The organism is Thermosipho sp. 1070 (assembly GCF_001682135.1).
GTDB lineage: Bacteria > Thermotogota > Thermotogae > Thermotogales > Fervidobacteriaceae > Thermosipho > Thermosipho affectus.
Genome location: NZ_CP007121.1, coordinates 112,316 through 126,871 on the forward strand (window position 1 = coordinate 112,316; position 14,556 = coordinate 126,871).

A 14,556-nucleotide genomic window follows, 5' to 3' on the forward strand; every position below is an offset into this window, starting at 1 on the left:
AATAATGAAAGAAGTTCTTTAAAAGAAAGAGCGATTTTTATATTTATACTACCCACTATTATCCTTATATCTTTTCAAGTAACCCAAACCCCTGTGAATTTTTTGCACCAATTCCTGCTTCATATGCTATCTTAATCAACTCTTCATCACCAAATAAATCAAAAGCTGTCATCCAACCCACAATTTTAAAACCTTTATAATAAACAACAATTCTTTTGGGATTTTTTCCAACATGCTTGATATTGATAATTCCTTTTGGTTCTTTTTTATAAATAGAATAATATTTTTTATAGATATTTTGTTCAACTATTTTCTCAAATTTTGGATCATCTGGATAATAATACAAGGTTTTTTTCTTTCCATTTTCGTCTAAATAAGTCGAATAAACTGTAACCGGAGATTTTGTAATGGTCTTTAAACTGTTTTCAGATTTAAAATAATCAACTTCAATACTTTTTGGAGATACAAAATTTCCTCCTAAATAAATATTTTCAAAGCTTAAAAACCTTTCTGCAAGATATCGACAAAACATATCATCATAAGATGAAACAATAAAATTTGCACTGTCAAAAAATGTAATCTTTCCCTTTTCTTTGTCGATACTAAACTTTCCATATATTCTTGAAAAAGTATAAAGTTTGAATTTTCTCTTTTCATAAATATATCCTTGATCATGAATAAAACTCTTAAAATCATCATTGGAAATCAAATTCAAAATAGTAGATTGTAAAATATGGTTATAATCTATTGGAAGAACTAACTTTTCAAATTCAAAGCTCACTTTTAATCTCATTATTTATCACTCCAAATTTTTTATCTTCAACCAAAAATCCCCTATATCCCCCTGTACCATAAAGTCCTAATACATTTGCCAAATTAATTAATTTTTTTGAACCAAAGAACAAAGCTTTTTTATAATTTTTTCCATTCTTAATTATTACAACCAAAGAATTATCATCAGGATTTTTACCATACAACTCTCTATATTTTTCAATCAACTTTTCTCTTATAAAATCACTATAATCTTCTACTAAATCTAAATCTAAATTGCTGTTCAATACATAAAACTCTCTATTAAAATTTAATCTATTTATATAAATTTTATGTGGTTTTAACCCGTATATTTTATTATTTAAAATATCCGCTATCCTTTTGTTAAAAAATGTCTTAATTATAAAAAACGCTCTTGATTTTATATAAAAGCCATTTTCAGATTTAAAAACTTTATCCGATAAAAAACCCGAAAAACTAAAATCGGAAAACCCTACACTGGTTAATTCTTTTTTGAGATTCTCAAAATTACCTTTTCCCAAATACAATGGAAAATCAAGTTTAAACTCGAAAATCAATTTCACTCCTATTTTTTCGTTAAAGTTACCATAATCCATCCTAATGGTTGCATCACCCCATCTTTTTTTACCACTCTTCTTGTCAATGGGAAAAACTCTGGTTTATAATTTTTTTTCCTTTTACCTAAAATACTTTTTAAAAATCTTACTTGTTTTGCTTCCAAATTCTTTACAAAAATTGTTTTTGAATAAAATCCTGTTGAAAAACCTAGTTGTAACAAAAACTGATTTTCATTCAAATTATTTAACTTATCTTCCAACATATTGTAGAATCTTTTTAAATCTTCAATACCTTGTTCAGTTACTATTTCTTTTTCTTTTTCAATATACCTTTTTACACCCAAATTTATGTTTTTCACAAAATCATTGAAAATTAAACGTGGATCTTTGTAATAATGCCTCAAAATAAAATCCATATTTCCATACTTTTCAAAATCATCAATTTTAATTGTTCCATTTAATACTTTTCCACTATCCAAATACTCAGCATAAAGATCTAATACAGTCTTATTCTTTAACAAATGATAAACTTGAATATTTGTTATTTTTAAATCATTGTACTCTAAATAATTAGAATCAGAAACCTTTAAAAGTTTAAAAGGTGACATAACAGCTTTTCCGAAAACTTTTAAATCAATATTTTTTACAAGTTTCTTAATATCTTTCTTATTATCTTTTTTAGATTCTAATAAATATTGAAATTTCTTCTCATACTCTCCTTGAAATTGAGTCCCTTTAATCAAAAAAGTTCTAATTGCACCTTTTAAGGAAGATCCAGGGATATAAGGCCTTCCAGCAGTTTTTACAAATTCACTAACTTCCGTGTTTCCCTTTATATAACCTTTAATTTCATTTTTAATATAATTCTTATAATTTATATTCAATCTTTTTAACGTATTTAGAAAGTTATTCCTATCCCCCAATATTTCTGGATAATTTATTACAAAATTCATAAAATTTTCTTCATTTCTTATTAACCTATCAAAATCAACAACAAATGCTTTATTACCATCTTTTATTATTTCAAAACTTTTTATTTTATCTCCAGAAAGTATAACTGTAGGAGTTAAAATTTCTATTTTATAATTAAACACCATATTATTTAAGAGCCTCCTTTTCAATTGGAATTAAATAGGCTCGCGCATATTTATAAACCCTATGATACTTAAAACCTTTAGGTGTAATATCTAGTATTTTTCCTACAACTTTATCTGAAAATACGCTACCTTCGCTAAATAACCGAACTATTGGTTGTCTTTTGGTATTATCATATAGCGAAAAAACATAACCAGTCTTTTCATAAATTTTGTAATAAATAACTTTTCTTACTTCTGATTGATCCTTGGGATAATAGGAGGACAGCAACAAAAACATTTTACCTTCACTTTTTAAATCTACTTCTTCCACATCAAACTCAAATGCTCCATATCCATATGTCCTTTCTCCACCAATTCCTTCATCCCCCAATAACTTTAAAGAAGCAAAAACTTCATTTTCCAAACTTTCATCAACATCTAAAAAAAACCACAAACCACTATCTTTGTCAAAAGTAACGTATGACATATAAAAGATACTTACCTCATTTGTAATTCTATCATTGACTATTCTTGGAACATCTCTAACATGGACAAACTCTTCTACATTTTTTCCATTCGTTGCAAATTTGCCAAATATAACTGGATTTTCAACATTTCCTTTCAAAAATTCTTCCGAAACAAACTCTAATTTCCTTATTTTTTTCATATCATCTAGGTAAAACTTATCCAAACCAAAGTTATACCCAAAAGGTTTAGGATAAAAGTATATATCTTTATAGTAGAAAAATGAAGACGAAATTCTAAATATATCTGGATCTTCAATAATTACATTGAGAAATTTTTCGGTTTTTTCACCACCAAATAAAATATTATACGCATTTACCAAACCAGAAAATATTGTATCAGAATGCACAAACTTGGAAACCGCATTATAAATATTATCTTTTTCTCCAACATGTAGAGGGGTCCTAAACTTTAACTTTACCCTATATTTTTTCATCTTATCAAACCCCATTTCATTCTATTTTCATACTTTCCCAATCTATCTTTTCAGTAGTATCATTCAATTTTTTTAATTCTTTTTCATCCGAAATTCCCAAGTAAAATCCTTTATCTCTAAACGAAATAGAAATATTTTCAAATTTCACCTTTCCATATCCCCTTGAACCAGAACCACCCAAATAATCATCTTCAAGTAATTTCATAGCAGTTATCAACTCTTTTAAATATTTTACTTTTTCATCGTTATACACATTAATGACAAATTCAACTTTAAACCTTGCTCCAGCAGGTACTCTTTCATTTTGTCTTGGATTAGCAGAAGAAGTTATTCTATCAATTGTATTTTCGTGTTTTACTTCTGTATAACTAGTATCTAGATTATTTCTCATTTCATCTGTAATACTTTCTTGTATTAATTTGGCATCTCTAACTATTAACCTTGTAGGCATTAAATTCTCAAACACTTTATTTTCACCATTTACAAAGGTATGTTTCCCATGATTTCTTCCAAACAAATTACACACAGGGCAGTCTTTATCATCGCACATATGAATTTTAATTTCACCTTTCTTTACCCAAACAAGTTTATTTTCATCAATTTTTTCATGATAGTATTCCATAAGTGTTCTAAGTTTTCCTTTAAGACTTGTTCCAGGAATATACGGTATACCACGTTCATCTTTTATAACTGGATTATCAATACCTCCAATCTCCATCGTATTATCTTGCCCCCCAATATGTAGTCCAGTAAGTAAAACTAATTCAGCCTTTACAATAAATTTTCCTTTAAAATTTATTCTTTCCATATTCTCCCTCCTTAAAAATTATCTTCTTTTATTTGTAGTTTCTAGATATTTATGATATGCTACTAATGCTTCCCAAAAATCCTTAAATCTTTTCAAGTAGTTTATATCCCCTTCATCCAAAGTCAAAACCATATTTTTCATTGAATTTGCAAAATTTTCCGCTTGATTAATAATACTCCTATAATTTGATAACTTCTTTATATTGTACAAAAAAACAGCTAAAAATCTTTTAACCTCATACTTAAATTTACTTTCATCCATGGAAATCTTTTTTACTTCACTAAAATATTTTCTAATTTGATTTGAATTAATACTTTTAACTTCTTCTGCCAATTTCTTAGCATATTCAAATAGCAACTTCCCATCTGGATCTTTCTCAGGATTAAGCATTTTTTCAGATAATTCTTTTGATATCAACACTTTATTTTCCATATTATCCCTCCCTAGTTTCGTATTCTACCCAATAAGTAATTGAATCAATATGTTTATACAACTTGTTATCATTTCTAAGTATTAAATCTAAAAATCCAAGTATTTCTTTTCCTATTTCTTTGTTTCTATCAGCAAGTCTCGAAAAATAATAAAACAACCTCCATATTTTTCTATTTTCACCTGAAAAATGTCTTAGAACATATAAAACTTTTCTAGTAATATTTTTGTTAATAAAGCTTTCTAACTTTTCCTTTATTAGGGTATACTCTTCAAACTCTTCCCAACCAACTACCTTGTTGAAATTAAAAAATGCATTTTTTTCATACCCATTCCTTTTGTAATCCTTTGCAATGTCCAAGTTATTTCCAGCACCCAATGCTACCCGGTAAACGGGATATTTTTTTGCGGGAGCAAATTCCATCGCCATTGAAACTGTTATATCTTTATTTTCCCCACTAAAACTTCTTAGACTTTTTTGTATTTCCCACGCCAAATTTGGTAAATCGCTCCAAGGTCCCAAAATAAAGAAATCATCTCCTCCAGAATATATAACACTAGAATTTGGAAATCTTTCCCTAACAATATCTTCTAAAAATTTCCCAAAAAATATTTCAATTTCTTGTGAAAGTGTAGCTTTTTTTGATATTGGTGGTTTATCACCTAACCCCTTCCCAAAAACCTTTCCTAAATTATCTACATCTCCTCTTAAAACACCCCATTTCTTTATCCCTTTTGAATTATTAGCTATAGTCTCTAAATCGGCTATACTTCCATCATCTTTCTTTGGAACATAATTAGCAGATTTTATAAAATATATATATCTTCCAAAATCTATTTTTTTATCTTTTACCGTCAAATAAGAATCTTTTAAATTATCTCCAAACTTTATTTCGTATCCAAACAAATTAAAAATATCGTTATAACTATTTATCTTTTCTATCTTTTTATTTGTTTTTAAAATTTTGAAAGAATTTTTCTTTGTGAGAAAATCCCCTAATTCTGCAAAAGACTCACAAAACTCACATTTTTCACCTATTAATTCTCTGTGACAATAAGGGCACAAATTTTGTGAAACATCCTTTAGGTTAAATATTTCTTCATGGTTTTTTTTCAGAATACTTTCAAATTTTCTAAACTTTTTATCTTCAACTTTTTCGGAAATATTTTTGAATAATTCACCGCTAAGTTCATTGAGTGATATTTTTTCTCCAGATAAATTTACGGTTAATTCTATGCCGTGTGCTTTAAACAAATTTTCTTCGATTTTTTTCTGATAATACGAGAGTTTATCAATTATGATTGCCGGTCCAAGAAGATAAAAGTGTCCACCACCATTGTATATTACATTACTAATTGACAATTTTTCAGAGTAAATTATATACCTTGCAATGATTTCCAAAAGACATGAAACATAAAAAGAGCGACCTCTAAGCTTTTTTACAGCATGTTCCTGTGAGACGTTATATATAAAATTTTGTATCCCAGAAACATCACCTTTTACTATACCCATTATCTTTTTGTCACTTTTAACATCTTTGAACAAGTTTATATCGCCACTTTTAAAACCATCTTCATATTGTTTGAAAATAGATATAGCAATTGCTGCAGTGGTACTTAAATGAGAAAACAGGGAAATTTCAGGTTCAGAATAAAAAAATGCAGATGGCACATTAGATGTATATTCTTTCAATAGATAATATATTTTCTCATAGAATGGATCAGTAATATCCAGTTCTTCTGTATTTTTGTGTTCTCTGACAATGTTTTTTACTTGTTCTTCAAACTCATTCCATAAATTTTTGTACGAAAGTTTTATATTTTCCTCTTCTCTATCAATTAACTCCTTAAATTCTGATAGTCTGGACACTCTTTTATATTTTTTATTCTTTTTGTTATCTTTCAAAGAAACCAAAGAAAGAATTGAAACCATATTTTTTACTCGTTTGTTTTCAGAAGAACTATAGTCCTCTCTTTCGTTTGCCGAAACATGATCAGCCAATTGAACTAACTCTGATAACAAATTTATGGGGCTATGGTGATTTAAAATTACACCTTCAATCTCATCTTTATAAGGTAAACCTGAGTTTTTATAAAAATACGCGCCCCATTCTTGGTGTCTTGGACTATAACTTTTCGAACTTTCAATAGAATATCTATAAGTTTCTGCTATTATCTTTTTTAAAGAATTAATTTCTGCTCTTTGATAAAATTTTCCAATATCATGAAAAATACTAGCCAAAAATACTTTTTCAACTGTAAGTTCCATAATTTCACCCCTTAAACTCTAAATATCCTTGAAATTTCCAAGAATGTTTTCCATTTGAGGTACTATCAAAATATCACTTTTTGTCTTTTTAATTTTAAAAGTTCTATTTGAAAGTCCTGCATGTGCCAAAAAGTTTCTTTTTTCGTTGGAATAAATTTTAGAATAAATTTGTTTACTTTGTTTATTCTCATTATCTTTGCTCTTAGTATAAATAATCTCACCTTCTGGCAATCCTTTAGCATAATTTCTTATATCGCTTAACTCCTTTTTTATAGAAAGTGCAGAAAAAACATTTATGTAATTACCTTCCTCATTTATCTTCCATACAAAATTTGAAATACTTTCTAAATAGTCAATTGGATACTCATCCTTTAAATGTATTTTTTCATCATATTCATCAAATAATTTGACAAATAATTTACTAAAAATGGACGAAAAAATAATTCCTTTAAATGAAGGAGTAATTGCAAGTTTTCTTTTTACTATTTCTTTATCAACGCCATTTTCGATATCTAAAACATCTTTATATATTTCAATTCCTTTTAAAATAATTTTATTAAAATCTACCTTTTTAAGCATTGTAGAAAATACCAATGGAAATCCATAGTAAATTGACTTTAAAAATATTCTAGACTTATTTATAACTTCACTCTTTTTTAATTCTCTGTAAAAATCATTTAACCTGTTCTTTCCGATTATTCTTTTTTCTTGATTATCCACAAAACTTGAAAACCCAAAAATTTTTTCCCCTTGAAAATCTTTTATATTTAAAAACGGAATTATTCTTTTTTCTTCAATTTTATGAACAAATAATATATTTTTTTCTTCTCTACTAAATGGTGACTCTGAATTTGTAACAACAAATTTTACAGGTTTAATAAATGAAATTAATTGCAACAAATCAATTAACGAACTATAAAGCATATTAGTATGGTAATTAATTCCAAAAGTAATATCTAAATACACTTCCAAATCATCATTTATATTTAAATCTTTGAAAAGATTATAAAAATAATATAAATTCAAATAGTAAAGATCAGTAATTGTACCTTTAAATCTGTATTCCATATCTTTTCTATTTCTAAAAGTGCCTACACCTGGAACAACTTTAATTTCAAAATTTTCAAACTCACTGTGACTACTAAAATATTCTGAATATTTCTTAATTAAAAAATCCTCCATCTCATTGTAATTTTTCGGTTGTTCATCGGTCAAACTAGGATACAAAGTGTCTAAAACGAAAATCATAACCTTATCAATATTAAACTCATTGATTAACAAATTTGGTAAAAAATCATAATTATTTGATTGTTCAAATCTATAAAAGACGCTATTTTTATATGTTCTAATATTGCCAAGTGGCATCAAAAGAATTTTCAAATCCCATCCCCCCTTATATTTTCAATTTCAAATGCTTTAATATAACTTCCTGTTTCTTTATCTAACTGATAAATACCCCCCTTTGAAAAATCACCATAAGCCATTCCCAAACCAAAAGCAATTGGAAGTGGTGCACTAATGAAAAAATGAACATTTTCACAGCTAGTACAAGTCCTTATATTTTGTGTAATAGACATAATTTCAGAAACTATTTTAGTCCAATCTCCCGGTTTAATATTTCCTTTATTGTCTTTGTGTTCAATTAAAATTTTTTTAGATGAAATATTATTATTCAACAAAAATTTTCGAACATCTTGTATAGGATTATGTGAGGCAAAATAAAGAACATATGAACAATCTTTACCTTCACCTTCAACTGTATACTTAACAAACCTATAATCCTCAGTAATCGATTTGACTTTTCTAACATTATCAGTTAAATCTAAAACCCTATGATATTCTCCATCCTGATGATGGTAAAATACTAACTTATTATGTGTTCCTAATGTTACTCCCAAAGCCATCGCCATTGCAACAGGTCCTACAATTGCTATATGTGGTATTCCGTTATTTGAAATTATACTATTTAACACTTTTCTTGCATCTTTTAGAACTTTTTTCCACTCATTATTTTTTATTTCATCTGAAACATATGTTTTCTTAAAATCGTATAATTTTTCGAATATATCAACAAAATTCAACGGAAATTTTTCTCCAACTTTTTCTTTCAATTTCTCATAGGAATTATCTACAAACTCTTCATCACGTTTCTGAAACACGAACAACACTGGCACATGATATTCTTTTGCTTCGAAAAAGTCTTTTAATTCAAATACATTATTAACATCCAAAGCACTTATTAGCTTCATATTTTCTTCTTCACAAACAGATTCTTTAAAATGTAAATTTCTTATATTCTTCAATATACTACCATCACTATCAACTTCACCAGTAAAGGCTACATTTTTTGGAATTTTACTAGTTAATCCTCCCATGGTTATTGCTAACATAAAGGAATTTCCTGTAAAATGGGAATCAAATATTACTCCCAAGTTTTTCTGAACTATCTTTTCAATAATTTTTATCTTATCTGTAAATCCTTCTAGATTTACATACGTTTTCTCATTTTTAAAAACTATAGCCCTTGCTATCTTTCCATTACCAGAGTCATTTACAATCGGAAATCTAACCTCATTATATCCATTTCTATACAAGTTCAAAACTGTCAAATCATCATTTAATAATTTAATCAACAACTCTATTGACGATGTCTTTTTTGTCTCTAATATCTTTTTTATTATTTCATACAAAACAAAACTTTTTTGTGGAAAATCTTCGCATTTTAAATATGAATCAACAGCTTCATTTAAACTTATCAAATCTTTTTTTACTAAAAGAACAAAGTCCTCAATATTTTGCTTTAAAATATTAGTATACAAAGCTTACACCTCGCTTATTTTTAAATTTTTCTCTATTTCTTCTTTGGTCAAACCATCAATATTTGTAATTTTAATGTGATCATGTACAACTCCATTAAAAAGTTCTCTGCCATCATAAAACACCTTTACTTTCTTTTCCAAAAGACTATCATCTAAATAAATTATTAGCGATTTCCCCTTAATTATTCCCACATAATTTTCACCTTTTACACCATCTGTATCGGCTGCCAAAATTTCTTCATGTCTTTTTAATTCTTCCGGAAATTCTATACATACTTCGTTTGAATCATCATAAACTATTTTTTCAAAGAAAAGTTCATATAATTTTTCAATTTTCTTTGCCTCTAAACTAAAGAATTCTTTTCTTGGGCCAGAATACACTTCAGACGCCAAGATATTGTAATTTTCTACAATTTCTTCCACATCTACGTGTTTTATAAATTCACAGTACTTGTCTGAAAATTCATCGTCAAAATAAAACTTCATATGAGTTAATATAACAGTTAAAACTAAATGATTAATTTTCAATCTCGTGGCTGTTGAGCTTGCTAAAAACGGCTCAGTTGTCAAATAAACAGCTTCGTTCAAATCATCCGTTTTACTAACTATCACACCATAAATTGGATATTTCGTTGTGTAAATAACGAAAATATCACCTGCAACTAATCTCGAACCGTTGTTTATTTCTATAAAATCCGCTTTAAACTCTTTATTATATTCTTCATAAAGTTCTAATTCACTTTTTAAGAAATTCATAATACCCTCCTTTTTTATTCCTCTCTATTTATTATTACGTAACTTTTCACAAATTTCTGACATATAAATACGGATAGCCAACAAAAATTCTTTTTCAGTGATACCATTTTCTTGAACAAGTTTCTTTAACTTTTCCTTTGTTCTTTGGATAATCTTATATTTTGCATTTTTTGTTTTTTCAGAAAAACATATTTCTTCAGAACGTGATACTTTGTATAAATAAAAGCACAAATACTCATCATTCATTTTACATAGCTCTTTAAAAAAATACTGTGCTACAACCACAGTTTCAGAGCTGTCACTTAAACTGTCATTTAAATCTTCTGAATGAAAAAAATATTCAATTCTATTTTCAAAATCATCACTTTCATTGTCTAAAGAAATATTAAATCTATAATTCCTCAAAATATCCACAATATGATTTTTTATTATGGTATATAAATACGCGCCATGATTATCTGATAAATTTTTAAATATATGTGCTTTATTCCTTATTTTTATCAAAATATCGTTTGATATCTCATTTATTGCATCTTCAATACTTCCGTAACATGCCTTAATCCCACTTTGATATGTTTTGTTTTTTGAAATAATACTTATCACAATTCCTTTTACAGAATTTAAAAATTTTTCACTAACTTTATTATTTATAATATAATTCAACAACTCTTTCCTAAACAAATCTTTTTTCAAGTTTTCTTCACCCCTTTAAAAAGTCATCTAGATTCTTCTTACATACCCCACACTTTTTAAAATATTTATCTACTATCTCTCTTGGGATACCATCAAAAATAAACTTACCTTTCTCCTTAAAAGCATAAGACATTTTATTTAAATTACATTCTTTCGAAACAGAACACTCCCTTCTTATATCTATCTTTATTTTGGAATAATTTTTTGTTGATAAGAACAAAAGTCTACACGTATTATTTTCTAAATATTCAACAAAAACAGGCCTATTAGTTCTAGGCCTCTCTTTTGATCTCCAAAGTGATTGTGTTTTTACTATTTTCGAAAATTTCCTCAACCCTGTCATTATACCTATTACAGATTTAAAGTATCTTTTAAATTCATTTTCAGTTTTAAATATTTCATCAATCAATTTTTTAATTTTACATCACCGTAAAGATTATAACATATTCAATAAAAATTACAAAAGATTATTTGAAACAATCCATTTTACTTTTCCATCAACTTCTTTATTAAAAACAGCACTTGAATTAAAGTAATATATTACAACACTATCCTTTCTTTCATCAATTACTCTCTTTAGTCTTCCTATTAACTGTTTTAAATTTGATTGTGTTATTTTTCCTTCAAATGTTGAATTTTGTTGCCATACAAGATATTCTTTTACAATTTTATGTACTCTACTTACCCTCTTTTCATTAACATCATATGTAAGAAGAATGTATCTAATAAACTCACCCCCTATCCCTAAAACCCCGATAATTTTCTTCACCCTTGAGATGCCTTATAAGTTTATAACATTCATGTAATATAACAGTTTTAAAAGAAACTTTTTGATTTGGATATATTTCTACTGTTTTTTCTAATCTTTTTTCAAGTTCTAAAACAAATTTCTTTTTTCCTTCTTTTGACAGATAAATTCCATCACTTATCGGTTCAAAATCAGATTTCTGGACAATTTTATTGTTTACCAGATATAAAATTACCTTATCAACTATAATAGGTTTAAAAATTTCAGAAATATCAAGTTGTAAAGAAAATTTTTTGTTTTTAGGTTCATGTAGAAAACTTATTTGAGGTTCTAAAGAAGTCTTATAAATCTCAGATAACACTATATTGTACAAAATTGTATTTCCATAACTTATTAAAGCATTTATTTCGTCTTTCGGAGGTTTTCTTTTTCTTTCCTCAAAACTAAAATCTTTCTTACCAACTATCTTTCCAAAAGCTTTGTAATACCTTTTTCTTATATTTCCTTCAATAGCCATTAAAGCTGGAATATTTGTCTGTTTATCAAGCGTTGATTTAATCTTTTCAACATACAGTATTTCATCATATACCAGTTTCTTAAAATTCCTTAAAACTTTCAACATATTATGAACAGCAGCTTTTAATATCTCTTTTGCAATTAAGATACGTTTTTCCATATCGTTATAATGTTCAAATTGCAAAAGCAATGTCTTTCCCGTTTTATTCTTTTCCCTTGGATAAAAAGTTCCCAGATAATTTCCATAATAGCCAAAAAAATGCAATGGTATTTCTTCTTTACAGAGCATTTCTAAAAACCTTTTATTTATACTCACTTCTGAAAAAATCATAATAGAACTAACATTTTTTAATGGAACAATCATTGGTTTTTTTTCTTCAGATTTTGGAATCAAATACATCGCATTATTTTTCTTTCTGATTTCGCCATCTGTAAAAACATATAATGTTTCCATAAACTCCCTCCTATATAATACTGGAAATTGTTGATTTGGGTTCACCAATATAGTGCCTATAAGGAACAAACTCTTTTTTTAAAATATACCAATATATACTATCCTCATTTTCAACAATTATGTTCTGTATTTCCATTCTCAATTCATTAAAATCTTTCTCTGTTATTCTACCCTCAAAAACAGATCTTTGTACCCAACGTAAATATTTTCTAGCAATTCTTAAAACTTTTGAAACCCTTTTTCTATTAACATCGTAAATCATAATAACATACATAAAATTCCCTCCCAATTAACTCTCCTTTCATTTATAATTACGAATCTAAACAAAAAAATCTGACAAAATAAAAAATTTTTTCAAATAAAAATTTTACATCCCATTCCTCATAGGTATGTTCTAAACCTTGCATGGAAGAAACGGATGTGCTGCGGTGGGAGCGGTTTCCATTCCTCATAGGTATGTTCTAAACTTACTACATAGACTTTGTTCCAAACGTACAGTTGACAGTTTCCATTCCTCATAGGTATGTTCTAAACGTAATCTTGAAAATGTGCAGAGCTAAGAAATCACGTGAAGGGTTTCCATTCCTCATAGGTATGTTCTAAACACGAACACAGGATATGCTTTATTGTGGTGTGACCCCAGGTTTCCATTCCTCATAGGTATGTTCTAAACAAGATATTTGAAAAGCAGATTTCACTCGGACAGTCGTTTCCATTCCTCATAGGTATGTTCTAAACGAAAATATGGAAAGATATCTAAAAACAAGATTTCATGGTTTCCATTCCTCATAGGTATGTTCTAAACGAGATATTATGGAAATCATGGTGAAATATGTAAACTGTTGTTTCCATTCCTCATAGGTATGTTCTAAACATGAAAATTAAGGAGGATAAGATGAAAATTAAGTCAGTTGTTTCCATTCCTCATAGGTATGTTCTAAACATGAAAATTAAGGAGGATAAGATGAAAATTAAGTCAGTTGTTTCCATTCCTCATAGGTATGTTCTAAACCAGCTGATAAAAGTTATATTCAGTTTGGGAACGCAAAATTAAGTTTCCATTCCTCATAGGTATGTTCTAAACGAAGAAGGGGTGGTTGAAATAGTTGATATCATAAAGTTTCCATTCCTCATAGGTATGTTCTAAACCAATTAAAAAACCTCATAAATTATTATGAACCAAGATATTTTCATTTTGATTAACCGGAAGTTACCTAAAAGTAAACATGTTATTTTAAGCCACATACAAGCTTTTTGTTAACGGAAAAGGTCGTTGAAAATCTTATATATTTTTTATCTTAACCTAAACGTTACAATTGGTTACAATTAATATATTATTAAATAAGGTATTTTTGATGAGTTTGTGTAAATGGAAAACCTATTAGTTAATTTATTTTTATTTATTTATAATTAACAAATTAGATTAATTTTTATTTTGTTTTACATTACGTAATTTTATTTTTATTATTTATAATAAACGATATTATTTTTGTTTAAAAGCGATATATATGTTATTAGATATTAAGTAATATAATCATAATATTATAATAATTAAATGATTTGTTGTTAAGATAAATAAAATATATAATTAACTATAGAAAATAAAATTTAATATCATTAAAAACAAAGAAAAATAATGCTTAAAAGATTTCATGAAATATTATTATTGGCAATGTAA

The 14,556-nt window shown here is 27.1% G+C and carries 15 protein-coding genes and 1 CRISPR repeat array; all 15 genes read right to left on the reverse strand.

Annotation, left to right across the window (positions count from 1 at the left end; translation table 11 throughout):
* Positions 1-64 precede the first annotated feature (64 nt).
* The 15 genes from cas6 to cas2 (Y592_RS00630) are packed head-to-tail and all read right to left on the reverse strand — an operon-like array spanning position 65 to position 13,152.
* Complete coding sequence (cas6, locus tag Y592_RS00560; RefSeq protein ID WP_075665143.1) at positions 65-793, reverse strand: CRISPR-associated endoribonuclease Cas6; 729 nt, start codon at positions 791-793, stop codon at positions 65-67.
* Positions 771-1,388 (reverse strand): hypothetical protein, encoded by a 618-nt coding sequence (locus tag Y592_RS00565; RefSeq protein ID WP_075665144.1) that lies wholly within the window; start codon positions 1,386-1,388, stop codon positions 771-773. The genes cas6 and Y592_RS00565 overlap by 23 nt, the downstream gene beginning before the upstream one ends.
* Positions 1,358-2,446, reverse strand: coding sequence for a type III-A CRISPR-associated RAMP protein Csm5 (csm5, locus tag Y592_RS00570; RefSeq protein WP_075665145.1), 1,089 nt, complete (start codon positions 2,444-2,446; stop codon positions 1,358-1,360). The genes Y592_RS00565 and csm5 overlap by 31 nt, the downstream gene beginning before the upstream one ends.
* 1 nt (position 2,447) lies before the next feature.
* Positions 2,448-3,386: a type III-A CRISPR-associated RAMP protein Csm4 gene (gene csm4, locus Y592_RS00575; protein WP_075665146.1), complete on the reverse strand. Its 939-nt coding sequence runs from the start codon at positions 3,384-3,386 to the stop codon at positions 2,448-2,450.
* A gap of 16 nt (positions 3,387-3,402) precedes the next feature.
* A complete protein-coding gene (gene csm3 / locus Y592_RS00580; protein WP_088368814.1) occupies positions 3,403-4,194 on the reverse strand; it encodes a type III-A CRISPR-associated RAMP protein Csm3 in 792 nt (263 codons plus the stop codon).
* Positions 4,195-4,212: 18 nt separating this feature from the next.
* A complete protein-coding gene (gene csm2 / locus Y592_RS00585; protein ID WP_077286968.1) occupies positions 4,213-4,626 on the reverse strand; it encodes a type III-A CRISPR-associated protein Csm2 in 414 nt (137 codons plus the stop codon).
* A 1-nt stretch (position 4,627) separates the two neighbouring features.
* On the reverse strand, positions 4,628-6,892 hold the full coding sequence (gene cas10 / locus Y592_RS00590) for a type III-A CRISPR-associated protein Cas10/Csm1 (RefSeq protein WP_237254758.1): 2,265 nt from the start codon (positions 6,890-6,892) through the stop codon (positions 4,628-4,630).
* Between the two features lie 18 nt (positions 6,893-6,910).
* The gene (gene csx1 / locus Y592_RS00595; RefSeq protein ID WP_075665149.1) at positions 6,911-8,272 is read right to left on the reverse strand and encodes a CRISPR-associated CARF protein Csx1; all 1,362 of its coding nucleotides are present in this window, start codon (positions 8,270-8,272) and stop codon (positions 6,911-6,913) included.
* Positions 8,269-9,711, reverse strand: coding sequence for an SAVED domain-containing protein (locus Y592_RS00600; protein ID WP_075665150.1), 1,443 nt, complete (start codon positions 9,709-9,711; stop codon positions 8,269-8,271). Before Y592_RS00600 ends, csx1 begins: the two co-directional genes overlap by 4 nt.
* A 3-nt stretch (positions 9,712-9,714) precedes the next feature.
* On the reverse strand, positions 9,715-10,467 hold the full coding sequence (locus tag Y592_RS00605) for a hypothetical protein (protein ID WP_075665151.1): 753 nt from the start codon (positions 10,465-10,467) through the stop codon (positions 9,715-9,717).
* A gap of 24 nt (positions 10,468-10,491) precedes the next feature.
* On the reverse strand, positions 10,492-11,160 hold the full coding sequence (locus Y592_RS00610; protein ID WP_088368816.1) for a hypothetical protein: 669 nt from the start codon (positions 11,158-11,160) through the stop codon (positions 10,492-10,494).
* A gap of 7 nt (positions 11,161-11,167) precedes the next feature.
* Complete coding sequence (locus Y592_RS00615) at positions 11,168-11,569, reverse strand: hypothetical protein (protein ID WP_077286977.1); 402 nt, start codon at positions 11,567-11,569, stop codon at positions 11,168-11,170.
* A gap of 48 nt (positions 11,570-11,617) precedes the next feature.
* Entirely contained in the window at positions 11,618-11,929 is a 312-nt protein-coding gene (cas2, locus tag Y592_RS00620) for a CRISPR-associated endonuclease Cas2 (protein WP_232218198.1), read from the reverse strand.
* Entirely contained in the window at positions 11,892-12,878 is a 987-nt protein-coding gene (gene cas1b, locus Y592_RS00625; RefSeq protein ID WP_075665154.1) for a type I-B CRISPR-associated endonuclease Cas1b, read from the reverse strand. The genes cas2 (Y592_RS00620) and cas1b overlap by 38 nt, the downstream gene beginning before the upstream one ends.
* A 10-nt stretch (positions 12,879-12,888) precedes the next feature.
* Positions 12,889-13,152 (reverse strand): CRISPR-associated endonuclease Cas2, encoded by a 264-nt coding sequence (gene cas2 / locus Y592_RS00630; RefSeq protein WP_075665155.1) that lies wholly within the window; start codon positions 13,150-13,152, stop codon positions 12,889-12,891.
* Between the two features lie 96 nt (positions 13,153-13,248).
* Positions 13,249-14,027: direct repeats of the CRISPR family, unit length 30 nt; unit sequence GTTTCCATTCCTCATAGGTATGTTCTAAAC.
* Positions 14,028-14,556 lie beyond the last annotated feature (529 nt).